Below are 26,044 nucleotides of genomic sequence, written 5' to 3' on the forward strand. Positions count from 1 at the left end.
TCTGTTGACGTTTCATTGTGAACCGCGTTGCAGCGAGAAACGGCACCAGGATAGGCGCAGGGCGCAGGCGATGATTTTTGCCGATAGACCGTACCCCCTACGGACTTTCAGAACACCTCGGCACTTCGAGCAGTACGCGATTGGGACGGAGCCATGTTTTCCCCTGGCGACGGTTGCTGCCTTGCTGGCGGCTCGTCATGCGCTACCGCGGGCGTCTCAGCCCCTGCCATCGTCATGCTGGCGACCGACCAGCGTATCCACCGCGGGCACGCGAGTGTCGTTCTCCATCTGCGCATCGTGCTCCAACTGGTGGCTGAAGCGCTCGAGCGAATCCTGGGTATGCTGGGCGTCGCTGGCGAATACCGGCGGGCTGAGCATGTAACCGCAGAGCAGGCGGCTCATCGCCGTCAGGCTGTCGATATGGGTGCGCTCGTAGCCATGAGTCGCGTCGCAGCCGAACGCCACCAACGCGGTGCGGATGTCGTGCCCGGCCTCGATCGCCGACTGGGCATCGCTGTGGTAGTAGCGGAACAGGTCGCGGCGTACCGCGATCTCGTGCTGGTCGGCGAGCTTGAGCAGGTGGCGCGAGAGATGGAAGTCGTAGGGCCCGCCGGAATCCTGCATCGCCACCGTTACCGCATGCTCGCTGGACGCCTGGCCCTTGGCCGCGGGGGCGATGTCGATGCCGACGAATTCGCTGACGTCCCAGGGCAGCGCGCCGGCCGCGCCGGAGCCGGTCTCCTCGGTGATGGTGAACAGCGGATGCACGTCGATCGGCGGTTCGCGCCCGCTTTCGACGATGGCCTTGAGCGCTGCCAGCAGCGCGGCGACGCCGGCCTTGTCGTCCAGGTGGCGGGCGCTGATGTAGCCGTTCTCGGTGAATTCCGGCATCGGGTCGAAGGCGACGAAATCGCCGACGTTCACCCCCAGCGCGCAGGTTTCGGCGCGGCTGTAGGTATAGGCGTCCAGGCGCAGCTCGACGTGGTCCCAACTGACCGGCGCTTCGTCCACCGCCGTGTTGAAGGCATGCCCCGAGGCCAGCAGCGGCAATACGCTGCCGCGGATCACGCCGGTATCGGTGAATACGCTGACACGGCTGCCTTCGGCGAAGCGGCTCGACCAGCAGCCGACCGGGGCGAGGCCGAGGCGGCCGCTGTCGTAGACCTCGCGCACGACAGCGCCAATGGTGTCCAGGTGCGCGGCCACTGCCCGGTCCGGGCTGTAGCGGCGGCCTTTGAGCGTGGCGCGAATGGTGCCGCGGCGGGTCAGTTCGAAGGGGATGCCCAACTCCTTCAGGCGCTCGGCGACGTAGCGCACGATGGTGTCGGTGAAGCCCGTCGGGCTGGGGATGGCGAGCATCTCCAGCAGCACGCGTTGCAGGTAGTTGAGATCGGGTTCGGGTAATTTCGCAGTCATGAATACTCCCATGGGTGGCGGTGAGGCGGCCACCTTCGCATTCGCAGGGACATGACCGGGTGACCGCAGCCGCCCGGTGTTAGGGTCTGTTCCCGTTTCATCGCGAGCCGCGTACGAAACGGGAACAGCCCCTAGTGGCCCGGCTCAGCTGGCGTTGTGGCTGAGCGGGAAGAGCAGGTCGATGAAGCGCTCGGCGGTCGGTTGCGGATGGTGGTTGGCCAGCCCGACACGTTCGTTGGCTTCGATGAATACATACTCCGGCTGGTCCGGGGTCGGCACCAGCAGGTCCAGCCCGACCACAGGAATATCCAGGGCGCGGGCGGCGCGCACCGCGGCGTCGACCAGTTCCGGATGCAGTTGCGCGGTGACGTCCTCCAGGGTACCGCCGGTGTGCAGGTTGGCGGTGCGGCGCACCGCCAGGCGCTGGCCATCGGGCAGCACGCTGTCCAGGTCGAGCCCGGCGTCGCGCAGGCAGCGCTGGGTTTCCTCGTCCAGCGGGATGCGGCTTTCGCCGCCAGTGGCGGCCTGGCGGCGCCGGCTCTGCGTCTCGATCAGCGAGCCGATGCTGTTGCGGCCGTCGCCGATCACTTCGGCCGGGCGGCGGATCGCGGCGGCGACCACTTCGTAGCCGATCATCACGATGCGCAGGTCCAGCCCCGGATGGAAACTCTCCAGCAGCACGCGGCTGTCGTATTGGCGGGCGCGTTGGATCGCCTGCTGCATTTCCTCGGCATCGCGCAGGTCGACCGCCACGCCCAGGCCCTGCTCGCCATCGACCGGCTTGACCACCACGCTGCCGTGTTTCGCGAGGAAGGCCGCGTTATCCGCGGTGCTGCCGGCCAGTTGCTGGGCCGGCAGGCGAATGCCGGCGTGGGACAGGGTGCGGTGGGTCAGGCGCTTGTCCTGGCAGAGGGTCATGCTGACCGCCGAGGTCAGGTCCGACAGCGACTCGCGGCAGCGCACGCGGCGCCCGCCCTGGGTCAGGGTGAACAGGCCGGCCTCGGCGTCGTCGATGCTGATCTCGATGCCACGGCGACGGGCCTCGTCGACGATGATCCGCGCGTAGGGATTGAGCTTGGCTTCCGGGCCGGGGCCGAGGAACAGCGGCTGGTTGAAGCTGTTCTTGCGCTTGACGGTGAAGGTCGGCAGGTCGCGGAAGCCCAGCTTGGCGTACAGCGCCTTGGCCTGGCGGTTGTCGTGCAGCACCGACAGGTCGAGATAGGCCAGGCCACGGCCCATGTAGTGTTCGATCAGGTGGCGCACCAGCGCCTCGCCGACGCCCGGTCGCGGGCAGTTCGGCGAGACCGCCAGGCACCAGAGGCTGGAGCCGTTCTCGGGGTCGTTGAAGGCGCGATGGTGGTCGATGCCCATGACGCTGCCGATGATCTGCCCGGAACTCTCGTCCTCGGCCAGCCAGTACACCGGTCCGCCCTGGTCGCGCGGCGTGCACAGTGCGGGATCGACCGGCAGCATGCCGCGCGACTGGTAGAGGCAGTTGATCGCCGCCCAGTCGCTGTCGTTCTGCACGCGGCGCACGGCGAAACCACGGAAGCTGCGGTGTGCCGGACGGTAGTCGGTGAACCACAGGCGCAAGGTGTCGGAAGGGTCGAGGAACAGCTGCTGCGGCGCGTAGGCGAGCACCTGGTGCGGGGCGGCGACGTACAGGGCGATGTCGCGTTCGCCGGCCTGCTCGTTGAGCAGGTCGGCGGCGAGCCGCGCCGGGTCGCAATAGGTATGCCCGACCAGGATGCGGCCCCAGCCGCCATGCAGGGTGACCGGCCCGCAGGGCTCTTCCTGGCCGTCTTCGGCGAAGCGAGCCTGCAGCCGCTGGTAGGTCGGTGTCTGTCCGCGCAACAGGCGCTGGCCGTAGGCTTGGGACTTCTGCATGGTACCTTTCCTTACGTTGCAAGGTTCACGGCCCGCTGTGCGGCGGGGCTAGGCAGTCTCCGCGCAGCGGGCCGTGAGTCCTTAGAGACCTTGTTCGCTCAACCATAGGTTGACCGCCGCCAACTGCCAGAGTTTTGAACCGCGCAGCGGCGTGAGCTGGCCATGCGGATCGGCGAGCAGCTTCTCCAGTGCCTGCGGGTCGTACAGCCCGCGCTCCTGGCTCGGGTCGAGCAGCAGTTCGCGTACCCAGTCGAGGGTTTCGCCCTGCAGGTGCTTGAGGCCCGGCACCGGGAAATAGCCTTTGGGGCGGTCGATCACCTCGGCCGGGATCACCTGGCGCGCGGCCTCCTTGAGCACGTACTTGCCGCCGTCCGGCAGCTTGTACTGGGCCGGGATGCGCGCCGACAGTTCGGCCACGCGGTAATCGAGGAACGGCGTGCGTGCCTCCAGGCCCCAGGCCATGGTCATGTTGTCCACGCGCTTGACCGGGTCGTCGACCAGCATGATGGTGCTGTCGATGCGCAAGGCCTTGTCCACCGCGGCGTCGGCACCGGGCTGGGCGAAGTGCTGGCGGACGAACTCGCCGGAGAAGTCGCCCTTGACCCATTGCTGCTGCATGGTCGCGGCGTATTCCGCGTAGCTGCGGTCGCGGAAGGCCGCCAGGTACGCGGCCACCGGGTCCTCGGCGCCGTCCACCAGCGGGTACCAGTGGTAGCCGGCGAACAGCTCGTCGGCGCCCTGGCCGCTCTGCACCACCTTGCAGTGCTTGGCCACTTCCCGCGAGAGCAGGTAGAAGGCAATGCAGTCGTGGCTGACCATCGGCTCGCTCATGGCCTGGAAGGCGGCCGGCAACTGCTCGAGGATCTCCTTCTCCTTGATCCGCAACTGGTGGTGACGGGTATCGAAGTGCTCGGCGATCAGATCGGAATACTTGAACTCGTCGCCACGCTCGCCGCCGGCATCCTCGAAGCCGATGGAGAAGGTCAGCAGGTTTTCGGCGACTCCGGCTTCGCGCAGCAGGCCGACCAGCAGGCTGGAATCGACCCCGCCCGAGAGCAGTACGCCGACATCCACCGCGGCCCGCTGGCGGATCGCCACGGCTTCGCGCAGGGTATCCAGGGTGCGCTGCTTCCAGTCCTCGAAGCTGTAGTTGCGCTCGTCCTCGCGGGCGCCGAACTCCAGCGTCCACCAGCACTGGGTGGTGGTCGTGCCATCGGCGGCGACGCGCATCCAGCTGGCCGGCGGCAGCTTCTCGATGCCGGCGATCAGCGTATCCGGCGCCGGCACCACGGCGTGGAAGCTCATGTAGTGATTGAGCGCGACCGGGTTCAGCACGCCGGCGATATCGCCGCCCTTGAGCAGCGCCGGCAGGGCGGAGGCGAAACGCAGGCGCCGGTCGCTGCGCGACAGGTACAGCGGCTTGACGCCGAGGCGGTCGCGGGCGATGAACAGCTGCTGGCTGTCGCGCTCCCAGATGGCGAAGGCGAACATGCCGTTCAGGCGCGGCAGCAGCGCCTCGCCCCAGGCGTGGTAGCCCTTGAGCAGCACCTCGGTATCACCCCCGGAGAAGAAGCGATAGCCCAGGCCTTCCAGCTCCGCGCGCAGTTCGGGGTAGTTGTAGATGGCGCCGTTGAAGACCATCGACAGGCCGAGCGCCGAATCGATCATCGGCTGCCCGGACGCCTCGCACAGATCCATGATCTTCAGCCGGCGATGCCCCAGGGCCAGCGGGCCCTGGCTATGGAAGCCGCACGCGTCGGGGCCGCGCGCGGTCAGGTGTTGGGTGATGCGTTCAACCGCGGCCAGGTCGGCCGGTTGGTTATCGAAACGAAGTTCTCCAGCTATGCCACACATAAGGTCCTTACCGGTTTTGCCGTTGGGGAGTGTGACTGGCGAGTCGAGCGCGAAGTTCAGGTTTTCGCACGGCTGTGCTTCGCCCGGTTCCGTATCGGCCAGTCAGCTTTTACACCAAAACAAATAAATGCCTTTACGTCAAAGCCGGTAACGGCGTAATGCTGTTCAATTAAGGCCATAGGCTGGTTGCAGGATCACATGTAGGAGCGGGCCACGCCCGCGATTCGCGCGCATGGCGCGCTCCTACAAAGTATTCTCCATGCTTATCTGAACGGCATTACGGTTTCAGGCGTAGGGCGGGTTGCAACCCGCCGAACGGGGTTCGCACCACACCCGGGCAAAGCTGGAACGGAGTACTCGATGCTTTCGCGGGGCCGGGTTCGCGCGCATGGCGCGCTCCTACAGGAACCTGCCCCCTGTTTGCTGCGCGACGGCGCTGCATGCCTTCAGCGTTCGTGCCGCAGGCTGTCCACCGTCAGCTCCAGCGCCTTGCGCATGTCCAGCCGCGCCGAGCGGCCGACGTCGCGGTCGTCGAGCCGGTCGTTGCGTTCCGACGGCAGGATCGGCGCGGTCAGGTCGTCGGCCTCGGCCGCTTCGAAATCCGAATCGCGGCCGATGGTCATGGCGCTGCGGCGCAGCAGTTCGCGCACCTGCTCCGGTTCCAGCCGCGGGTTGATCGACAGCATCGCCGCCACCGCGCCGGCCACCAGCGGCGTGGCGTAGGACGTGCCGCAGTGCACCTCGCCGCGGCGCCCGGGCTCCGGCGTGGCGGCGCGGGTGCAGGCCGCCGCGGTGATGTCGACGCGCATGTCGAGGTTGGACGAGGCGCGCTTGGTGGTGTGCTGCGGGTGCTCCACCGGCACGTCGCGGCGCTGGTTGCGCTGGTGGCCGCCGACCACCAGCAATTGCTCGGTGATGAACGAGGAGGGCAGCCGGTAGTCGTCGCGCCCGGAACGGGCCGAGCCGTTGCCCGCCGAGTTGATCACCAGCACCTCGGGATGCTCGCGGCGCAGCCAGCGGAAGAATTCCTCCAGCAACTCCTCGTAACCGCTCATGGCGATGCCCGAGCGCAGCAGCGAATCCACCGGCTCGCCGTCGACATCCACCGTGCCGATGCGGTGGATGCCCCAGCTCCAGTTCAGTATCCGCACGCCGTCTTCCACCAGATTGACCGAGGCCGCGACCTTGGCGGCGATGCCGCCATCCGAGTTGGGGTCGACGATCACCTCGAAGCCGGGGCCGGCGGCGTCCAGCGCGCTGAGAAAACCGCTGTCGCGGGCATCGGCGGCGCGCGCCGCGAGAATGCCGGAGACGCTGCTGCCATGGCTGTCGGGTTCGTCCGCGTCGCGCGCGTACAGGCAGGTGCGGCCCGCGGCGGGATCGCACGGCTGCAGATAAGCGGCGAAATTCGGCGCATCGAAATCCACCGCCCGCTCGATCACGCCGATGCGCACCGGTTCGGTGTCGATTGGCGCCCGTTTGGCGGGGATGCGTTCGCGGTAGTAGTCCACCGCGTCGAGAAAACGGTTGGCCGCCCATTCACGGTTCTGCGGACGCTCGCGGTCAGGTTCCTGTTCGCCGCTTTCGGCAGCGGACTCCTCGATGACCACGGCATCGACGCCGACTTCGTTGCCCAGGCGCAGCAACATGGCGTCGCGCTCGGTGAGGTTCTTCACCGGCAGGCGCAGCTGGTAGGTGTTGAGCGGGGCGATGGCGCCCACCACTTTCGCGGCGTATTTCTCGGCCAGTCGCCGGGCGGTCTCCAGGCCGTCCTGATCTTCCTCGACGATCAGGCTGACCAGATCGACGTAGGTGGTCAGCCCGTCCATGTTCTCGGTGACCTCGTCGGCCGTGGCCGCGAGCACATGGCTGCGCCCGAGCGAGAGCCATACCGGGTTGCTGCGCTGGCCGTCGTGCTCCAGCCACAGCGGCCCGCTCTCGTGCTCGGCGGCCGGCAGGGTCAGGCGCAGGTGCTGGCCATCGCGCTCGACCCGTTCGGCGCGCAGCGGCTTGCCGGCCAGTTGCAGGCCGACCTGTGCTTCGGGCAGGCCGCTGGCGTGCAGGCACCAGGTCAGCCGGTCGCGGGCGAACAGGTCGCCGCAGCGTTGCAACTGGGTGATGCGCAGGTCCTGTCCGGCGAATGCCGGCGCGCAGGTCAGCGCGCCCAGCAGGCCGATGGCGGCAACGCGCATGCTCAGCGCCGCTGCAGGTAATGCACGCTGAACAGGCCGCGCGGGTCGGTCCACTGGCCGCGGCAGTCGAAGCCGGCCGTGTCGGCCAGCGCGGCGAAGGAGGCGAGGGTGTACTTGTACGAATTCTCGGTGTGCAGGCTTTCGCCGGCAGCGAAATGGAAATGCCGGCCCTCGATGGCCACGTCCTGCGCCTCGGTACTGATCAGGTGCATCTCGATGCGCGATTCGGCCTCGTTGAAGAACGCCCGGTGGACGAAACGCGAGGGATCGATGTCGCTGTCCAGTTCGTTGCGGATGCGCTGCAGCAGGTTGAGGTTGAAGGCCGCGGTGACCCGGGCGCGATCGTTGTAGGCGGCCTCAAGCACCTCGAGCTCCTTGACCAGGTCGACGCCGATGAGCAGGCCGCCGCCCACCGGCAGCACGTCGTGCAGGCGGCGCAGGAACCGTCCGGCCTCGGCCGGGGTGAAATTGCCGATGCTCGAGCCGGGGAAGAACACCAGCGGGTGTTCGCTGGAAAAGTCGTCCGGCAGGTTCAAGTCGCGGGAAAAGTCGGTACAGGCCGCGTGTACCTCCAGCCAGGGGTAGTCGGCCGCCAGGCGCTGGGTGCTGGAGAGCAGGAAGTCCTCGGAGATGTCGATGCCCAGGTAGCTGGACGGGTGCAGCGCCTCGAGCAGCAGGCGCACCTTGCGGCTGGCGCCACTGCCCAGCTCGATCAGGTCACTGTGGGGGCCGGCGATGTCGAGGATGTCGTTGGCGGCATCGGCGAGGATCTGCTCTTCGGTGCGGGTGATGTAGTACTCCGGCTGCCGGCAGATCTGCTCGAACAGCTCCGAGCCGCGGCGATCGTAGAAGAATTTCGGCGACGCCCATTTCGGCGTGGCGGCGAACCCGGCCAGGGTCTCGTCGCGCAGCGAGGCTTCATGGGGTTGTTGCAACTGATCGTGGAAACGGATGGCCAGCGCCATGTTCAAAGCCCCCTGGCCAGGCGCAGCCCGGCGAACTGCCAGCGCATCGCCGGCTGGAAGAAATTGCGATAGGTGACCCGCACGTGCGATTCGGGCGTGGCGCAGCAGCCGCCGCGCAGCACCATCTGGCCGGACATGAACTTGCCGTTGTATTCACCCAGGCTGCCCGGCAGCGGGCGGAAGCCGGGGTAGGGCAGGTAGGCGCTGGCGGTCCACTCCCAGACGTCGCCGAACAGCTGCAGCGGGCCGTCACGCTCCGCCGGCGCGGCGACCGGCTGCAGGTGATCGTTCTCCAGGAAGTTGCCGCGCAGCGGCTGGTCCGCGGCCGCCAGCTCCCATTCGGCCTCGCTGGGCAGGCGCGCGCCGGCCCAGCGCGCATAGGCGTCGGCCTCGTAGTAGCTGACGTGGCAGACCGGCGCTTCCAGGTCCAGCGGTCGCAGCCCGCCGAGGGTCATCTCGTGCCAGACGGCTTCCGCGCGCAACCAGTACAGCGGTGCGTGCCAGCCGGCCCGCTGGATCAGCTCCCAGCCATCGGCCAGCCAGAGTTCGGGCCGCGCATAGCCGCCATCGGCGATGAACGACAGGTATTCGCCATTGCTCACCAGGCGCCCGGCGAGCTGGAAATCCTCGACGAACTGGCGGTGCCGTGGCGTCTCGCAATCGAAGGCGAATTCGCCGCCGGGATGGCCGATATGCTGGACGCCGCCGGCATATTCGTACCAGCGCGGGCGCTTCGCCGCTACCTGCGGCGGGGCCTTGAGGTCGGTTCGATAGACCGGATGCAGCGGGTTCTGCGCAAGGATGTGCTTGATGTCCATCAGCAGCAGTTCCTGGTGCTGCTGCTCATGCTGCAGCCCCAGGCCGACGCGCCGGACGATCTCGCCGGCCTGCTCGCGCGGCGGGTTGGCCAGCAGCTCGCCCATGGCCTGGTCGACGTGCCGGCGGTAGCGCTGGATTTCCTCCACCCCGGGGCGCGACAGCACGCCGCGGCGGGCTCGCGGGAAAGGGGTGCCGTGGGTTTCGTAATAGGAATTGAACAGGTGGTCGTAGGCCTCGTTCAGCCGCCGGTAGCCGGGCAGGTAGGGCCGCAGCAGAAAGGTCTCGAAGAACCAGCTGGCATGCGCCAGATGCCACTTCGGCGGGCTGACTTCGGGGGTACTCTGGATGGCGTAGTCCTCGACCTGCAGCGGCGCGCAGATCGCCCCGCTGGTGGCGCGCACCTGTCGGTACCGCTGTAGCAGATGGTCAAGCTCGGCGAGTGCCGGCTGCTGTTTCGGCTGTTGTGCCAGATTGCCCATGGGCGTCCCCCCGTGCGGATTCCGACGGCCGGAACCGCCTCCCATAGCGACCCGGAGCGCAGCGTAAAAGTTTCTGCCGATCAGCCTGAACTCGAGCATGCCGCGGCTACTCCCTGTTTGTGAAAAGCAGGAGAACGTCTCATGCGAAAGCCACTGATCCTTTGCTCCGCGCTGCTGGTCGCCTGCGGCCAGCACGACACGGCCTCCTACACGGAGGTTGCCGGCGCGCCGAAGAGCGCCGAGACCCTGGCGCTGGAGGCCGGCGCCAGGCTGCTACAGGGGCAGGCCCCGCTGAACGCGGTCAGCGCCTACCTCAATGGTTTCCACTTCTACAACGGCGACATGGACGGGCAGATGGAGGCCCACCATTACGTCACGCGGCTCAACGAGGACGTGATGCAGGCGCTGATCTACGACGGCAACGGTGGCGACGCCAAGCTGATGGGCGTCGAGTACATCATCAGCGAGCGGTTGTTCCGTACCTTGCCCGCTGAGGAAAAAACGCTCTGGCACAGCCATGATTACGAGGTGAAGTCGGGCACGCTGGTCGCCCCCGGGCTGCCCCGGGTCGCGGAAAGGCAACTGATGGAGCAGGTGGTCAGCACCTACGGCAAGACCTGGCACACCTGGCACACCGACCGCGACAAGACGCTGCCGTACGGCATCCCGGCGTTGATGATGGGCTTCACCGCCGACGGCCAGCTCGACCCGGCCCTGCAGCAGGCGCGAGACGCGCGCGTGGATGTGGATACCGATGCCATCCGCCGCAGCCGCGAATCGATCGCGCAACCCGAGGTCGATCCCCTGGCCAATGCCTGGGAGAAGGGCGACGTGATCCAACTGCAGCGCGTGCGGGGGGCTGGCGAGCATCGGCAGGGTGGCTCGAGCGGAGCGGCGGAGGTGCACGAGTCCGGGCGCTTGCGCGAACAATTGCGGCGCAGCGGCGAACACTGACGCCGCAGCCTGGCGGCGAATCGCCGGTGCCCGCCGGGCTAACCGTCGATCCCGATCGGCGGCGTCGGGCGGATCAGTATTTCATTGACGTCGACATGGGGCGGTTGCGACAGCGCGTAGACCACGGCGCGGCCGATGTCCTCGGGCTGCATGGCATAGGCCGGCGGCTCGTCGAACAGCGGTGTGTCGACCATGCCGGGTTCGATCAGGGTGACCCGTACCCCGCTGCCGCGCAGCTCTTCACGCACGCTCAGGCCCATGGCGGTCACCGCCCACTTGCTGGCGCTGTACATCGAGCCGGGGATGACGAAGCGCCCGGCGGCCGAGCCGGTCAGCAGCAGGTGGCCGCGGCTGGCCTTGAGCGCGGCGAGGCTGCAGCGCAGGGTCAGCCCGACACCGTAGACGTTGGTCAGCAGCATGTCCTTCCATACGTCGGGGTCGGCGTCGCAGAAGCCGCCTTCGCTACCCGGCACGCCGGCATTGGCGTAGACCGCGTCGAGCTGGCCGAAGCGTTCCAGCACCCGCTGCACCATGGCCTGTTGCTCGCCGTGCTCTCTGACGTCGCAACGGATGGCGAGGGCGCGCTCGGGGCCACCGAGCTCGTCGAGCAGATGCTGCAGTTTGTCTTGCGAGCGGGCCGCGAGCGCCACCCGGTAGCCGGCCTGCACCGCCAGCCGGGCGGTGGCCGCGCCGATGCCGGAGGAGGCACCGGTGATCAACAGGACGCGATCGTTCATGTCAGTAATTCGGCGTGGTTTCCGGGATGGCGCTGGTATCGGTGATGAACGGCATGCTCCAGGGCTCCAGCGTGCAGCCTTTTTCGGTCAGTTCCTGGCGGGTCCGCTCGATCACCTGGGCCATGCGCTGTGGGTCGGCGTAGTCGCGTATCTGTGGCACACGCGTGAGTTCCTCGCCGCTGCCGTTCATCACGGTGAAGCCGAAACTGTCGTCCTCGGGATTGGCGCTGGTGACGCAACCGCAGGGCAGGAAGGCCTCGGAAGCCAGTTGCATCGCATTGTCGAGGCTGAGTGGCGTGGTGGTCATGGTCGTCTCCGTTGCGGACTGTGCGACAGTTGACCCCCGCGCGCCGCTGCCGTTTCCGTGCCACCGACGGGCTGCCGCTTGTGGAGCCGCGCGGGCGGCACCATATTCAACCCATGAGCATGTCTTTCCCCGATCCGCTGAACGCCTTCCACCCCGCGGTGGCCGGCTGGTTCGTGCGCAGCTTTCCCGCACCGACGCCGGCCCAGGCCGCCGCCTGGCCACTGATTCATGCGGGACGCTCGACCCTGGTGGCGGCGCCCACCGGATCGGGCAAGACACTGACGGCCTTCCTCGCCGCCATCGACCAACTGGTGCGGCAGGGTCTGGCCGAGGGCGGGTTGGCGGATGCCACCACGGTGCTCTACGTCTCGCCGCTCAAGGCGTTGTCCAATGACATCCACGTCAACCTGGAAGAACCGCTGGCCGGGATCACCGCCGAGCTCGCGCGCCTGGGCCTGCCGCCGCTGGAAATCCGCACCGCGGTGCGCACCGGCGATACGCCGCAGGCCGAACGCGCGGCGCTGCGCAAGCGCGTGCCGCACATTCTGGTGACCACCCCGGAATCGCTCTACGTGCTGCTCGGCTCGGCGTCCGGCCGGCAGATGCTGGCGCAGGTGCAGAGCGTGATCATCGACGAGATCCACGCCATCGCCGGCAACAAGCGCGGCAGCCACCTGGCGCTGTCGCTGGAACGGCTGGAAGCGCTCTGCGGCCGGCCGCTGGTGCGGGTCGGGCTGTCGGCGACGCAGAAGCCGATCGCCGCCGTCGCGCAGTTCCTGGTCGGCACCGGCCGCGCCTGCGAGATCGTCGACATCGGCCATGGCCGGGCCCGCGACCTGGCGCTGGAGGTGCCGCCGGTGCCGCTGGAAGCGGTGATGAGCAACGACGCCTGGGAGCTGGTCTACGACCGCCTCGCCGCGTTGGCCGGCGAGCACCGCACCACGCTGGTCTTCGTCAACACCCGGCGCATGGCCGAGCGCGCCGCGCGGCACCTGTCCGAACGCCTGGGCAATACGGTGGTGGCCGCGCACCACGGCAGCCTGGCGCGCGAGCAGCGGCTGGATGCCGAGCAGAAGCTCAAGCGCGGCGAGCTGCGGGTGCTGGTGGCCACCGCCTCGCTGGAACTGGGGATCGATATCGGCGACGTGGAGCTGGTCTGCCAACTGGGCTCGCCGCGTTCGATCGCCGCGTTCCTGCAGCGCGTCGGCCGCGCCGGGCACCAGGTCGCCGGGATTTCCAAGGGGCGGCTGTTCCCCAGCTCGCGCGACGACCTGATCGAGTGTGCCGCGCTGCTCGATGCCGTGCGCCGTGGCGAGCTGGATACCCTGGTGATTCCGCGCGCGCCGCTGGACGTGCTGGCCCAGCAGATCGTCGCCGAGGTGGCTTGCGGCGAATGGCGCGAGGACGCGCTGCTGGCGCTGATCCGCCGCGCCATGCCCTATGCCGCGCTGGACGACGCCGACTACCAGGCGCTGCTGCGCATGCTCGCCGAGGGCTACACCACCCGCCACGGCCCGCGCGGCGCCTACCTGCACCGCGACCTGGTCGGCCAGAGTCTGCGCGGCCGGCGCGGCGGGCAGCTGACCGCGCTGACCTCCGGCGGCACCATCGCCGACAACGCCGACTATGCGGTGCTGCTGGAGCCGCAGGGGCTGAACATCGGCACGGTGAACGAGGACTTCGCCGTGGAAAGCCTGGCCGGCGACGTCTTCCAGCTGGGCAACACCTCCTACCGCATCCTCAGGATCGAGCCGGGGCGGGTGCGCGTCGAGGATGCCCAGGGCCAGCCACCGAACATTCCGTTCTGGCTGGGCGAGGCGCCGGGGCGCAGCGACGAGCTGTCCTTCGCCGTGGCGCGGCTGCGCGGCGAGATCGAGGCGCGCCTGGCCGGCAGCGGCGCGCCTGTGCGCGAACCGGCGGATACCGGCGCGCTGGCGATCGCGGGCAAGCTCGCGCCTCGAGAGACGGCGCAACGCCTGCAACCGGCCATCGACTGGCTGCTGGACGAGCGCGGCCTGCCCGAGCCCGCGGCGCGGCAGATCGTCGAATACCTGGCCCGGGCGCGGTCGGCCCTGGGTGCGCTGCCGACCCAGCGGCGGCTGGTGATGGAACGCTTCTTCGACGAATCCGGCGGCACCCAGCTGGTCATCCATTCGCCCTACGGCAGCCGCATCAACCGTGCCTGGGGCCTGGCGCTGCGCAAGCGCTTCTGCCGCACCTTCAACTTCGAGCTGCAGGCGGCGGCCACCGAGGACGCCATCGTCCTCTCGCTGTCCACCAGCCACAGCTTCGCCCTGGAGGAGGTCTGGCGCTACCTGCATTCGGCCAGCGCCGAGCAGGTACTGATCCAGGCGCTGCTGGATGCGCCGCTGTTCGGCGTGCGCTGGCGCTGGAACGCGGTCACCGCGCTGGCGTTGCCGCGCATGGCCGGTGGGCGCAAGGTGGCGCCGCAGCTGCAGCGGATGAAGAGCGAGGACCTGCTGGCCACGGTGTTTCCCGACCAGGTCGCGTGCCTTGAGAACATCGTCGGCGAGCGCGAGATACCCGACCATCCGCTGGTGCGCCAGACCCTCGACGACTGCCTGCACGAGGCGATGGACAGCGACGGCTGGCAGGCGCTGCTGCGGCGTATGGAGAGCGGCGAGGTGGAACTGCTCGCACGCGACCTGCCGGCGCCGTCGCCGCTGGCGATGGAGGTGCTCAGCGCGCGGCCCTACGCCTTTCTCGACGACGCGCCGCTGGAAGAACGGCGCACCCAGGCGGTGCTCGGCCGACGCTGGAGCGATCCGGAGTCGAGCGACGACCTCGGCGCGCTGGACCCCGACGCCATCGAATCGGTGCGCCGGGAGGCCTGGCCGGAGGCGCGCAATACCGACGAGATGCACGAGGCGCTGGTCGCCCTGGGTTGCATCGCCGAAGCCGAGGCCGCGGAGCAACCGCAGTGGTCACAGTGGCTCGCCGAGCTGGCCCGCGGCGGGCGCGCGACGCGCATGCAGGTCGCCCACGACCGCGCCCTGTGGCTGCCGCTGGAACGCCTGGCGCTGCTGCGCGCGATCTATCCGAATGCGCCGTTCGAGCCGCATCTGCAATTGCCGGCCGGCCATGAGTCGCCGCTCGACGAAGAGGCGGCGCTGGTGGAGCTGATCCGCGCCCGGCTGAGCGGCTTCGGCCCGTTGCCGGTGCCGCTGATCGCCCGGCCGCTGGCCCTGCCGGCCTCCGCCGTGGCGCTGGCGCTGACCCGCCTGGAAAGCCAGGGCTATGTGCTGCGTGGCCGCTTCACGCCTGGCGCGGCGGACGAAGAGTGGTGCGAGCGGCACCTGCTGGCGCGCATCCATCGCTACACGGTCAAGCGCCTGCGGCGGGAGATCGAGCCGGTGGAGCGCGCCGACTTCATGCGTTTTCTCTGCGACTGGCAGCACCTGGCGAACGCCACGCGGATGCAGGGGCGCGAGGCGCTGGCCACGCTGGTCGAGCAACTGGAAGGATTCCAGGCGGCCGCCGCGGCCTGGGAAAGCGACCTGCTGCCGGCGCGGCTGAAGGATTACGGCGGCAGCTGGCTGGACGAACTGTGCCGCTCCGGGCGCATCGTCTGGACGCGCCTGGCGGGCCGCCTGAAGGCCAGCGGCGGGCCGGTACGCGGGACGCCGATCGTGCTGCTGCCGCGCCGGCAGTTGACTGCCTGGTATGCGCTGGCAAGCGACGCGCCGGCGCCGGAGCTGTCCTCGCGGGCGCAGCGGGTGCTCGACTGCCTGCAGGCACAGGGCGCGCTGTTCTTCGATGAACTGCAGCACGAGGCGCACCTGCTGCGCAGCGAGCTGGAGGACGCCCTCGGCGAACTGGTCGCGGTGGGCCTGGTGAATGCCGACAGCTTCGCCGGCCTGCGTGCGCTGCTGACACCGGCCAGCAAGCGTTCGCGCACGGCGCGGCGCACCCGCGGTGGCGCCTTCATCGGCGGCATGGCCGATGCCGGCCGTTGGGCGCTGGTACGCAAGCCCGGCGCGGTTGCCGAACCGGCGGCGCGCCGGCCCGCGCTCGACCCCGAGGCGCTGGAGCATATCGCCCGGGTGCTGCTGCGCCGCTACGGTGTGGTGTTCTGGCGGTTGCTGGCGCGCGAGGCCGACTGGCTGCCGCCGTGGCGCGAGTTGCTGCGGGTCTACCATCGCCTGGAGGCGCGCGGGGAGCTTCGCGGCGGGCGCTTCGTCGCCGGCGTGGCCGGCGAGCAGTTCGCCCTGCCGGAAGCGCTCGGTCTGCTGCGCGAGGTGCGCAAGCGGCCGCCGTCCGGCGAGCTGGTGGCGGTGTCGGCGGTCGATCCGCTGAACCAGCTCGGCGCGTTGCTGCCCGGCGACAAGGTGCCGGCGCTGCCCGGCAACCGCATCCTCTACCGCGACGGCGTACCGCTGGCGGTGCTGGTGGCCGGCAAACCGGAGTTGCTGGCCGAGCTGGACGAGGCCGGGCAGCGCGAGGCCAGGCGGCTGCTAGGGCGAGGTTGATTCCGGCGCGGCCGCGAATGAAACGTCAACAGCCCCCGGTGTTGCGTCGGAGTCCTTGTGGAGCCAGCTTGCTGGCGATGCCTTTGCGTACGCTGATCGCCAGCAAGCCGGCTCCTACAGAATCGACTGCCGATATGTGCTAGGGCAGGCAGTCCAGCGTGGCGAGATCCTCATGCATCCGGGCCAGGCGCTGGTCGAGATGCTTGCGCTGACGCTCATCGGCCATGGCATGCAGATCGGCCAGTAGCGCCAGCGCGGACTGTTCGGCGCCGCGCAGCGCGGTGCGGTCAGCCTCGCTCAACAGGGCCTCGCGATTCTGCAGCAACTGTGCGATGCGCGCTTCGAAGCCAGTTTTTTCGTGGCGTGCGTCTACCGCTTCGAGCAGGCTGCGCTGCCAGTGCTCGCGGTTCCTCAGCCAGCGCTCGTTCTGCTCGCCGAGGCTGTGCGACCAGGCCAGCACCCGCTGACGCTGCGCCGCGTCGAGCGGTCCGAACCAGTGCTCGAGGCGCTCCTGCATGCGTTCGGCTCGTTCGCGTATCTGCCGGGGCAGCGGAGGCACCAGGTATTTCTCGCGATGTTCGAGGCGGTTCTTGTCGAGCGCCGCGGCCAGCTCGCGCACCTGCGCATCGTCGAGTTCGCGCAGCAGCTCGGTGGCGGTGGGGGTGATTTCGACGGCAATGGCGTGAATCGCCTGTTTCACCTCGAGGTAGTGGGGCTGCAGGCGATCGCGGTCCAGTTCGCTGCCGGCGCTCTGCTGCCGCAAACGCTCGAGGCCGGCGAGGAGCTCGGGCAGTTGGGTCCGGCAATGCCAGGCGAGGTGTTCGCGTAGCCGGTTTTTGAGGTCCCTTTGCTGGCTGCGATTCAGGTCCAGGTAGTCATTGAGCGTCCAGGGCACCAGCAGGTCGAGGTTGCGATAGACCAGCGTCGCGCGGCTACAGCCCACGATCAGCATGCAGATGAGCGATATCAGCAAAAGCATTCGGCCGGTAAAAGGCATTGCGGGTCCTCGCCTGTCTCGCCAGTTCTGTAGAACCGCCGAGCCGGCAGCCGTTCGCCGAAGGCGGTGGTTTCGTCAGGCCGGGCGAGAAAAAGCGCGCCGCGCGCGGTCTTTTGCTATAGGCCGCCTGCGCGCAAGCGGGGCGGCGGTTCCAGCCAACAGCAGTGGAGAACGCCATGACCCCACAGATCAAGCACCTCAGCGGTGAGAACGTACCCAAAGCCTGGCGCCCGACCTGGGCCGTCTGTTGGGTGGTGGAACTGGACGGCACGGTGATCGGCGGCCCCTACGCCACGGAAGAAGAAGCGCGCGCCGTAGCCAACGGCGATCAGGAGCCGCGGCTGTCGGAGACGCCCGCGCCCTGACGTTCACGATTGAACGATGCAACGTCGCGGCGAATGCGTTGCTCGGTAGCTTGCCTGTTGGGCTTCGCTGCGCTCAACCCAACCTACCCAGCCAACCTACCGGTGTGAGCGTCGGCTAGCGGGATCGCTCCAGGCAATACTGCGGGCAGGGCGCCTGGTATTCGGCCATGGGTGGCGGCGGTGCGACGAGCTGGTCGACCACTTCCAGCGCTTTCTCGAACGACGGGTAGCCGCTGAGGGCGACGTCCAGCTCGGCATAGGCCTGGCGGTAGTGCTCGGCCTTGGCCGGGTCGGCTTCGTCGAGCAGATAGGGTTCCTGGTACATCTTGTAGAGCAGCGCGACGGCATGGGGATGGCCCTTGGCCTTGGCCTTCTCCAGCAGGCGCAGGACCTGGGAGGTTTCCGGCCCCTGGCGGATCAGCAACAGGGCCTGGTAGAGCTCGATCTCCCCGCGCCGGTCGAGGCGGGCGCTGCGGTCGAGCAGGGCCTGGGCCAGTTCGTAGCCATCCTCGTTGCCGACCGAGATCAGGATCTTCGCCTGCAGCAGGTCATTCTGGTACAGCAGCCGCTCGGCACGGCAGGCGCCATCGCTCGAGAACTGATCGCAGGATGGGGTGGCGCAACCGCCGAGGGTCGATAGCAGGCCGATCACCAGTGCCTTTTTCATGGTTGAACTCATTCTCCAACGTCAGACCCGAGCAGTATGTGCCGTGCCCGCTTCGATCCGCCAGAGGTGCTCAGTATTTCGGGCAGGGTGCGCTCATCTCGTGCAGGCCGTAGCGCCTGAGCAGGGTCTGCCAGCGAGCGCTGTGCGGCAGGTCGGCGACCAGTTGCTGGATGAACTGCGTGGCCTCGGGGGCGAGGCTGGCGGTGGTGAGCAGGTGGCGTTCGAACACGTACAGCGGGCTCGGCGATATGTACAGCTGCGCCTGCGATACCTCGGTCATGCCGTAGAACAGCCAGGCCGAGCGGGGCATCACGGCCACGTCGATGCGGCCGGAGAGCAGTTTGTTCAAATTCTGTAGATCGCTGTGCACGTCCTCGCGATGGATCAGACCCTTGTCGATATCGGCTTCCAGCCCGTTGTAGTGATGCCCGAGGATCGCACCGAGGCTGCGGCCGTGCAGCGAGCGTGGCCCGTCGTAATCGAAGGGGGTCGCGCGGCTGGAGACGAAATCCTGGGTGTCGCACAGCAGTGGTGGCGTCCAGCTGGAGCGGGTGGTCAGCCGTTTCGGGAGGAATTCCGGCGTCGCCCACAGCAGCACGCCGGGCTCGTTGGCGGCGAGCCGGGCATCGAGGCGCTTGCGCGGGAGCTGCGTCAGCTCGAAGTCGAAGCGGCCCTGGTTGGTGGAATGCTCGTTGAGCAATTGCACGAATGTCTCGGAAAGTCCCTGGCTCTGCTCCGAGGCGAAGGGGGGCGAGGGCTGGTAGGCCCAGACGGTGATGCGCTCGGCCGCCGGGAGGCTCAGCGGGGAGAGGATCAGAAGCAAGAGCAGCAGTTTCTGCATCGCGGTCCTGAAATCGGTCGGCGGGGTCGGTTCGGCCCGGCACGTGGCTCAAGACTGATTCAGCGGCGTGTGCAAGGCAAGCACGCGCCGCCGGCCGGTGGCCCGGCGGTGCCGGAGCGCAGGCCTGGCGGTCAGAAGCGTTCGTGTTCGCCCAGGTAGCGCCATTGGCCAGCCGGCAGCTTGGCCATCGACAGCCGGCCGATACGGATGCGCTTGCTGGCCAGTACGCGCAGGCCGATGGCTTCGCAGAGCATGCGCACTTCGCCCGGCGCGGGTTCCTTGAGCACCACGCGCAGGCGCGTTTCGCTCTGCCAGCTGACCTTGGCCTTCGGCAGGATCCTGCCGCGATGGCCGATGCCCTTGGCGAGCAGCGCCAGGCCGTTGGCCTCGGGCTCGCCGCTGACGTCGACGATGTATTCCTGTTCGAACTTGTTGCGCGAGCCGCTGAGGGTGCGGATCACTTCGCGTTGCTGGCTGAATACCACCAGACCGCTGCTATCGGCCTCCAGCGGCAGCAACTCGTTCTGCCGTAGCAGATGGCGCTGCAGGGGCTCGATGCGGCTCGGGTCTTCGCTGCAGTGCGTGGCGGCGGTGAGCATGCGCAGGGTGCTTTCGGCATCCGTACCGGCGGCCTGGCCGGCGGGCCTGTGCAGCAGCAGGGTGACCGGCGCGATCTCCGTCGCCGTGGCGCCGGCTCGCAGTTCGATGCGCTGTCCGGGCTCGACCTTGCGGAAGGGGGCTTCCACCACCTGGCCGTCGACGTTCACCCAGCCGCCCTCGATATACAGCTCGGCCTCGCGCCGGGAACAGCCGAGTTGTTCGGCGAGGCGTTTGGACAGGCGTACGGGATCGGTCATGCTGAACTCGGGAGGGGGAGGGGGAGTGGGGGTAGAACGCGGCGAGCCACCGCGTGGGCGGTGCGGGCTCGCCGAAAGCGTTTCGAGGTCAGGCCATCACTTCTTGCTGATGGTGATCTGCCGGGACGGTCCTTGGGTCTGGCCACTCACCCCGTTGGGGATGTTCTGGATTTCACCGCCGGCCTTGAGGAAGGCGGCCATCTGCGCGGCCAATGACTGACTGGTTTCGGTTGCGGGTTCGGGCTTGCGCTTGGCGCTGGTGGTTTTCGTGGCCATGGATCGCTTTTCCTTTAATCGGTCGAACCGGGCATTATACAGATTTGGTTGATTTTTGTTCAGGTTTCTGCCGGGCAGTCCGGGTAATCACACGCACGCGTGGCTGCCGCCCGGGGGCGCCCCTGTCCTCCGAACTCGTAGGGTGGGCTTCAGCCCACCAGCGGCGCTGAGGCGGTTCACCGTCCGTCCGTCATTTCTTGAAGCGTTTTTGCCGCACGTTCGGGGCGCATCTGGTCTTCACTGTAACGTTCGTCAGCCAGGGGTCGGGGGCTGGCGATCATCGAGCCATTGCGGAGGACCACCATGCTGCGCCACGCCATTCGCACCGCGTTCTGCGGTTTCCTTTTCGCCGTTTCGTTCGCGTTGGCCGCCGAGCCGCAGCGCTATCCCAGCGAGCAGGGGCCGTTGCTGGTCAAGCCAATCGTCGAGGGCCTGGAAAATCCCTGGGCGCTGGCCTTCCTGCCGGACGGCAAGCGCATGCTGGTGACCGAGCGGCCCGGTCACCTGCGGCTGGTCGGCCTGGATGGCAGCCTGTCCGAACCGCTGGCCGGCGTACCGGAAGTGTTCGCCCGCTCCCAGGGCGGCTTGCTGGACGTGCGTCTGTCGCCGGACTTCGAGATGGATCGGCTGGTGTACCTGAGCTATGCCGAGGCCGGCGACCAGGGCATGGCCGGGACGGCGGTGGGCCGCGGCCGGCTCAGCGAGGACCTGACCCGGCTGGAGAACTTCGAAGTGATCTTCCGTCAGCAGCCGAAGCTCTCCAACGGCATCCATTTCGGCTCGCGGCTGGTGTTCGACCGGGAAGGCTTCCTGTTCATCGCCCTCGGCGAGAACAACCAGCGGCCGACCGCGCAGGACCTGGACAAGCACCAGGGCAAGATCGTGCGCATCCGCCCCGATGGCACGGTGCCGCAGGACAACCCCTTCGTCGGCCAGGAAGGCGCGCGTCCGGAAATCTGGTCCTACGGCCATCGCAACCAGCAGGGCGCCGCGCTCAATCCCTGGAGCGGCGTGCTCTGGACCCACGAGCACGGCCCGCGCGGCGGCGACGAGATCAACATTCCCCTGGCCGGCAAGAACTATGGCTGGCCGCTGGCGACCCATGGCATCAACTACAGCATGCTGCCGATCCCCGAGGCGAAGGGTAAAACCGTCGAGGGTACCGAACCGCCATACCACGTCTGGGAGAAGTCGCCGGGCATCAGCGGCATGGCGTTCTACGACGCCGAACGCTTTCCCGCCTGGCAGCACAGTCTGTTCATCGGCGCCCTGGTGGACCAGTCGCTGATCCGCCTGCAACTGGACGGCGATCGCATCGTCGGCGAGGAGCGCCTGCTCAAGGAGTTGGGCGCGCGCATCCGCGACGTGCGCGTCGGCCCCGATGGCTATCTCTATCTGCTCACCGATGCCGGCAACGGCAAGCTGCTGCAGGTTGGCCTGCAGGCGCAATAGAACGCCAGCCTGCGGGCGATCACCGCTTTGCGGTCGCCACCGATCGCCAGCAGGACGATGCCGCCATCGCGTAGCGATACGGGAGCAATCGCGCGCCCGCGCCTGTCCACTCTCTGGGATGCCGCCACCCGGCGGCGTTCCGGCCCCGGCCATGGCGTCGTCGGTCCAGCAAGCTGGCACTGCCGAAGCCCCGAGGTCCGCTAACAAGACGGAAGGAGAGGGTTGTGGCAGTAGTCGTCAGCGGCGTGTTCTGCATCATCGTCGGGCTTGCACTCGGTCTGGGAGGGGCGAAGGTCATCAGCCTCGGCGGCACCTGGTACTTCGCCGTCGTGGCGGTCGGTTTCCTGCTCACCGGCGCCTTGCTGCTGATGCAGCGGCGGGCGGCGCTCTGGGTCCATGCGCTGCTGATGCTCGGCATGCTGGGCTGGGCGCTCTACGAGGTCGGGCTGGACGGCTGGCAACTGGCGCCGCGCGGCAGCATCATCGTGCCGCTCGGCCTCTGGTTGCTGACGCCGTGGATCGTGCGGCAACTGGGCTGGCAGCCTTTCGGCTTCCGCCCCTGGGGTGGCGCCGCGCTGCCGCTGCTGCTGGCGGTGGCGCTCTGGGGCGTGGCGGCCGTCTACGCCATCGGCCACGACAGTCACGACATCAAGGGCATGTTGCCGCCGCCATTGGCCGCGGCGCCCGCGACGAGCGATCCGGTACCTGCGGGTGAGTGGCATGCCTATGGCCGCAACCAGCATGGCCAGCGCTATTCGCCGCTGGCGCAGATCACCCCGCAGAACGTCGAACGCCTGCAACCGGTCTGGCATTACCGCACCGGTGATCTGCGCGGCCCGGACGATCCGGATGAAACCACCTACGAAGTCACGCCGTTGAAAGTCGACGACAGCCTGTACCTGTGCACGCCGCACAACCTGGTGATCGCCCTCGATGCCGAGACCGGCGAGCAACTCTGGCGCTTCGATCCCAAGGTGCCGCATTCGGTCAACCGGCAACACCTGACCTGCCGCGGGCTGTCCTATCACGCGTCGTCCACGGTCGCCGACGGGCAATCCTGCCGTCAGCGCCTGTTCATGCCCACTGCCGATGCGCGGCTGATCGCGCTGGATGCGAGAACCGGCGAGATCTGCCCGGGCTTCGGCGACAACGGCGAGGTGGACCTGTGGGCCAACATGCCGCATGTGAAGGAGGGCTTCTATTACTCCACGTCGCCGCCGGTGGTGGCGCGCGACCTGGTGATCGTCGGCGGTGCGGTGAACGACAACGTGCGCGCCAACGAGCCGTCCGGGGTGATCCGCGCCTATGACGTGCACAGCGGCGCGCTGAAATGGAACTGGGACCCCGGCAATCCCGAGGCGACCGCGCCCATCGCCGCCGGGCAGACCTACAGCGCCAGCAGCCCGAACAGCTGGAGCATCTCCAGCGCCGACGAGGCACTGGGCCTGGTCTACGTGCCGCTGGGCAACCAGGTGCCGGACCAGTGGGGCGGCCGCCGCAGCGAGAACAGCGAGCGCTTCTCGTCCTCCATCGTCGCCCTGGATATCGACAGCGGCGAGCTGCGCTGGGTGTTCCAGACGGTGCGCCACGACCTGTGGGACATGGACGTGCCGGCGCAGCCAAGCCTGCTCGACATCCAGACCGCGAACGGCCCGGTGCCGGCGCTGGTGGCGCCGACCAAGCAGGGCGACATCTACGTGCTCGACCGCCGCAGCGGCGCGCCGCTCCTGCCGGTGCGCGAGGTGCCGGCGCCGCAGGGCGCGGCCGAGGGGGACTGGACCGCCGAAACGCAGCCCGCCTCGGCACTGTCCTACGAGCCGCCGAAACTGCAGGGCAAGGACCTCTGGGGCGCGACCCTGATCGACCAGATGCTGTGCCATATCCAGTTCCGTTCGCTGCGCTACGAGGGCCGCTATACGCCGCCGTCGACCCAGGGCACGCTGGTGCATCCGGGCAACTTCGGCGTCTTCAACTGGGGCGGGGTGGCGGTCGATCCGGTGCGGCAGATGGTCTTCAGTACGCCGGCCTACCTGGCCTTCACCTCGCGCCTGGTGCCGCGCGAGGACGACGTGGCGACCTACGTCTCCGGCAAGGAGCCGTTCCTCAACGAGAATTTCGGCTCGCCGTTCGCGGTGGAGCTGGGGCCGTTCGTCTCGCCGCTCGGCCTGCCCTGTACCGCGCCGCCGTGGGGCTACGTGGCGGGCGCCGACCTGCGCACCGGCAAGACCCACTGGCTGCGCCGCAACGGCACGGTGCGCGACCGCGCGCCGATCCCGCTGCCTTTGAAGATGGGCGTGCCGAGCCTCGGCGGACCGATGCTCACGGCTGGTGGCGTGGCCTTTCTCAGTGGCACGCTGGACTATTACCTGCGCGCCTATGACGTCACCACCGGACGCGAGCTATGGAAGGCGCGGCTGCCGGCGGGCGGCCAGTCCACCCCGATGACCTACCAGAGCCGTTCGGGCCGGCAGTTGGTAGTAGTGGTCGCCGGCGGCCACGGTTCGCTGGGCACCAAGGCCGGGGACTCGGTCATCGCCTATGCATTGCCGCGTTGAAGCGGACCGTGGCCGGCACAACCTCGCGCCGGCCGCCTGTTCGGGGCCGTTGACGCAACAATGCGGCTCGCGCCGAAACGTCGACAGACCCTAGAATCGCCAACTTTCTCATTCGGGACACCTGCAATGGCCGCAATCGGACGCTACAACAGCCTGCCAATCGTCAAACACACCGGTTTCGGTCTGTATCTGGACGGCGGTCCGGACGGCGAGATCCTGCTGCCCAACCGCTATATCCCCAAGGACACACCGACCGGGGTGGACGACTGGCTCAACGTTTTCGTCTATCTCGACAGCGAGGACAAGCTGATCGCCACCACGGAGAAACCCAAGGTGCAGGTCGGCGAGTTCGCCAGCCTCAAGGTCGTGGAAATCAACCGCGTCGGTCTCTTTCTCGACTGGGGCCTGCCCAAGGACCTGCTGCTGCCGCATTCGGAAGAGCGGCGCCCGCTGCAGGTCGGCGACTACTGCGTGGTGTATGTCTACATCGACAAGCGCACGCGTCGCATCACTGCCACCGCACGGCTGGACCGCTACCTGGACAAGACCCCGGCGTCCCACCAGGTCGGCGAGGCGGTCGATCTGCTGATCGTCGAGACCACCGATCTGGGCTACAAGGCGATCATCAACGGCCAGCACTGGGGGTTGATCCACAAGAACGAAGTGTTCAAGTTTCTCCGTGGCGGCATGCGCGAGCGTGGCTACATCAAGGAAGTCCGCGCCGACGGCAAGATCAGCCTCAGTCTGCAGCCTATGGGCAGCGAAGCCGCCGATGCCCTGCAGGCGCTGATCCTGCAGCAGCTCGAGGAGAACCAGGGCGTACTCGAACTGAGCGACAAGAGCCCGGCACAGGAGATCGCCCGGCGCTTCGGCGTCAGCAAGGGCAATTTCAAGAAGGCCATCGGCGGGCTCTACAAGCAGGGGCGTATCGTCATCCATCCGGACCGCATCGAACGGGCCTGAGCGCCGGGGCGCCCGCTCGGGCGTCTGCCTACAGCTCCAGGCTGATCTGTTCGCTCCCGGCTTTCTTTCCGAGCGCCTCGCCCTGGCCTGTCACGTGGCTCAGGTGCCCATCGACGAGGCGGGCCGGGGCACTGAAGGGAGGCGCGGTCGCGTGCCGTCCTGACTATGCGGCCCTCGATGCACCCTCAGCACATCCGACACCCGCGAGCAATGGTAACGCCCCCAGGGCAACTCGGCGCACATCATCGCCGTGCGTTGGCCTGCGCCGAATTCCAGCAGGTGCCTGAGACCCTCGGCGAATTCCGCGAGTGAAGGTCGCGGTCGCAGGTCGACGCGAGGCTATTTGCCCCTTTTCCGGGCCGCCGTTCGTCGGGTAATTCTCTATAGCCGTTATGCGCTTTATTTGCTGCTAATTCAAAAAAATGACGCGCCTGGATAGCGTTAGAGCGATCGAGCGATGATTTTAATAATGTCATTTAGATGGCAAATAACTTTTTGACAGTATCAAATTAATAGCACTTGTCATTATGCGGCGTATTTCTGGCGATGCATTTACGTCGGGAAAATTTCCATTATTTTTTTGAACCTATTATAAAGCCGCCACGCAAGAGGTTGACCGGTTGTTCAGGGGGTGGACGGCGTGGGGATTTCTTGCTGAACGGTTCGTTTGGTTGTGTCACTGCGGCCTCCTTCCAGAGCAACGCCCCACGACTTAATTGACCTCCCGCCACTTTTTTAAAGGCCCGCGCCTTTAGAAGTATGAAGTTTCGGAGAGACGGAATGTCCACCAACGTTTTTGCCGGTGCTCGCAAAGCACTCGTCACCTCTATTGCACTCGCCGCACTGATGGGCGGTTTCACGGTTGCGACCGCACCGCTCGCTGTTGCGGCGAGCGCTACCGCTGCATCCGCCGCTACCGCCAACATCAACGCCTTCACCAATACCGATTGGCTGAACGGCGTATGGCGCAA

General features: G+C 67.7%; 19 protein-coding genes and 1 pseudogene. 7 read left to right on the top strand and 13 right to left on the bottom strand.

Annotation, left to right across the window (positions count from 1 at the left end):
• Nucleotides 1–216: 216 nt before the first annotated feature.
• The 6 genes from IN820_RS12960 to egtB all read right to left on the bottom strand — a co-directional run bounded on the left by IN820_RS12960 (nucleotide 217) and on the right by egtB (nucleotide 9,612).
• Nucleotides 217–1,416, bottom strand: coding sequence for an osmoprotectant NAGGN system M42 family peptidase (locus IN820_RS12960; RefSeq protein ID WP_193681357.1), 1,200 nt, complete (start codon nucleotides 1,414–1,416; stop codon nucleotides 217–219).
• 144 nt (nucleotides 1,417–1,560) lie between these two features.
• A complete protein-coding gene (gene ngg / locus IN820_RS12965; RefSeq protein ID WP_193681358.1) occupies nucleotides 1,561–3,303 on the bottom strand; it encodes an N-acetylglutaminylglutamine synthetase in 1,743 nt (580 codons plus the stop codon).
• A gap of 81 nt (nucleotides 3,304–3,384) precedes the next feature.
• Nucleotides 3,385–5,157 (bottom strand): N-acetylglutaminylglutamine amidotransferase, encoded by a 1,773-nt coding sequence (locus tag IN820_RS12970; protein ID WP_193681359.1) that lies wholly within the window; start codon nucleotides 5,155–5,157, stop codon nucleotides 3,385–3,387.
• Between the two features lie 446 nt (nucleotides 5,158–5,603).
• Nucleotides 5,604–7,349: a S8/S53 family peptidase gene (locus IN820_RS12975; RefSeq protein WP_193681360.1), complete on the bottom strand. Its 1,746-nt coding sequence runs from the start codon at nucleotides 7,347–7,349 to the stop codon at nucleotides 5,604–5,606.
• A gap of 2 nt (nucleotides 7,350–7,351) precedes the next feature.
• A complete protein-coding gene (gene egtD / locus IN820_RS12980) occupies nucleotides 7,352–8,314 on the bottom strand; it encodes an L-histidine N(alpha)-methyltransferase (protein ID WP_193681361.1) in 963 nt (320 codons plus the stop codon).
• A 2-nt stretch (nucleotides 8,315–8,316) separates the two neighbouring features.
• Complete coding sequence (gene egtB, locus IN820_RS12985) at nucleotides 8,317–9,612, bottom strand: ergothioneine biosynthesis protein EgtB (RefSeq protein ID WP_193681362.1); 1,296 nt, start codon at nucleotides 9,610–9,612, stop codon at nucleotides 8,317–8,319.
• A gap of 141 nt (nucleotides 9,613–9,753) precedes the next feature.
• Between egtB and IN820_RS12990 the strand changes: the two genes are divergently transcribed.
• Entirely contained in the window at nucleotides 9,754–10,566 is an 813-nt protein-coding gene (locus IN820_RS12990; RefSeq protein WP_193681363.1) for an OBAP family protein, read from the top strand.
• A 38-nt stretch (nucleotides 10,567–10,604) separates the two neighbouring features.
• Here the strand turns inward: IN820_RS12990 and IN820_RS12995 are convergent, their stop codons facing one another.
• Together IN820_RS12995 and IN820_RS13000 are read right to left on the bottom strand one after the other, a co-directional pair.
• On the bottom strand, nucleotides 10,605–11,303 hold the full coding sequence (locus IN820_RS12995) for an SDR family oxidoreductase (RefSeq protein ID WP_193681364.1): 699 nt from the start codon (nucleotides 11,301–11,303) through the stop codon (nucleotides 10,605–10,607).
• 1 nt (nucleotide 11,304) lies between these two features.
• Complete coding sequence (locus tag IN820_RS13000) at nucleotides 11,305–11,610, bottom strand: hypothetical protein (RefSeq protein WP_193681365.1); 306 nt, start codon at nucleotides 11,608–11,610, stop codon at nucleotides 11,305–11,307.
• A 113-nt stretch (nucleotides 11,611–11,723) separates the two neighbouring features.
• On the opposite strand from IN820_RS13000, the gene IN820_RS13005 reads away from it, so the two are divergent.
• Nucleotides 11,724–16,100, top strand: coding sequence for a DEAD/DEAH box helicase (locus IN820_RS13005; RefSeq protein ID WP_193681366.1), 4,377 nt, complete (start codon nucleotides 11,724–11,726; stop codon nucleotides 16,098–16,100).
• Nucleotides 16,101–16,239: 139 nt separating this feature from the next.
• On the opposite strand, the gene IN820_RS13010 is transcribed toward IN820_RS13005, so the two are convergent.
• Nucleotides 16,240–17,097 (bottom strand): DUF6279 family lipoprotein, encoded by an 858-nt coding sequence (locus IN820_RS13010; RefSeq protein ID WP_193681367.1) that lies wholly within the window; start codon nucleotides 17,095–17,097, stop codon nucleotides 16,240–16,242.
• A 176-nt stretch (nucleotides 17,098–17,273) separates the two neighbouring features.
• Between IN820_RS13010 and IN820_RS13015 the strand changes: the two genes are divergently transcribed.
• Nucleotides 17,274–17,462 (top strand): hypothetical protein, encoded by a 189-nt coding sequence (locus IN820_RS13015; RefSeq protein WP_193681368.1) that lies wholly within the window; start codon nucleotides 17,274–17,276, stop codon nucleotides 17,460–17,462.
• A gap of 115 nt (nucleotides 17,463–17,577) precedes the next feature.
• On the opposite strand, the gene IN820_RS13020 is transcribed toward IN820_RS13015, so the two are convergent.
• From IN820_RS13020 to IN820_RS13035, 4 genes are all read right to left on the bottom strand, one after another.
• Nucleotides 17,578–18,129, bottom strand: coding sequence for a hypothetical protein (locus IN820_RS13020; RefSeq protein WP_193681369.1), 552 nt, complete (start codon nucleotides 18,127–18,129; stop codon nucleotides 17,578–17,580).
• 70 nt (nucleotides 18,130–18,199) lie between these two features.
• Nucleotides 18,200–18,970 (bottom strand): PAAT family amino acid ABC transporter substrate-binding protein, encoded by a 771-nt coding sequence (locus IN820_RS13025; RefSeq protein ID WP_193681370.1) that lies wholly within the window; start codon nucleotides 18,968–18,970, stop codon nucleotides 18,200–18,202.
• A 131-nt stretch (nucleotides 18,971–19,101) separates the two neighbouring features.
• Nucleotides 19,102–19,827 (bottom strand): RNA pseudouridine synthase, encoded by a 726-nt coding sequence (locus IN820_RS13030; RefSeq protein WP_193681371.1) that lies wholly within the window; start codon nucleotides 19,825–19,827, stop codon nucleotides 19,102–19,104.
• Nucleotides 19,828–19,923: 96 nt separating this feature from the next.
• The gene (locus IN820_RS13035) at nucleotides 19,924–20,103 is read right to left on the bottom strand and encodes a hypothetical protein (protein WP_193681372.1); all 180 of its coding nucleotides are present in this window, start codon (nucleotides 20,101–20,103) and stop codon (nucleotides 19,924–19,926) included.
• A 303-nt stretch (nucleotides 20,104–20,406) separates the two neighbouring features.
• Between IN820_RS13035 and IN820_RS13040 the strand changes: the two genes are divergently transcribed.
• From IN820_RS13040 to IN820_RS13055, 4 genes and pseudogenes are all read left to right on the top strand, one after another.
• On the top strand, nucleotides 20,407–21,555 hold the full coding sequence (locus IN820_RS13040; RefSeq protein WP_193681373.1) for a PQQ-dependent sugar dehydrogenase: 1,149 nt from the start codon (nucleotides 20,407–20,409) through the stop codon (nucleotides 21,553–21,555).
• Nucleotides 21,556–21,779: 224 nt separating this feature from the next.
• On the top strand, nucleotides 21,780–24,110 hold the full coding sequence (locus tag IN820_RS13045) for a membrane-bound PQQ-dependent dehydrogenase, glucose/quinate/shikimate family (RefSeq protein WP_193681374.1): 2,331 nt from the start codon (nucleotides 21,780–21,782) through the stop codon (nucleotides 24,108–24,110).
• Nucleotides 24,111–24,236: 126 nt separating this feature from the next.
• Nucleotides 24,237–25,073, top strand: a complete 837-nt coding sequence (locus IN820_RS13050; RefSeq protein WP_193681375.1) for a CvfB family protein — start codon at nucleotides 24,237–24,239, stop codon at nucleotides 25,071–25,073.
• Nucleotides 25,074–25,853: 780 nt separating this feature from the next.
• Nucleotides 25,854–26,044, top strand: a pseudogene (locus tag IN820_RS13055) (glycoside hydrolase family 5 protein); the annotation flags it as partial.

It is taken from the genome of Pseudomonas lopnurensis, from assembly GCF_015070855.1.
Lineage (GTDB): Bacteria > Pseudomonadota > Gammaproteobacteria > Pseudomonadales > Pseudomonadaceae > Stutzerimonas > Stutzerimonas lopnurensis.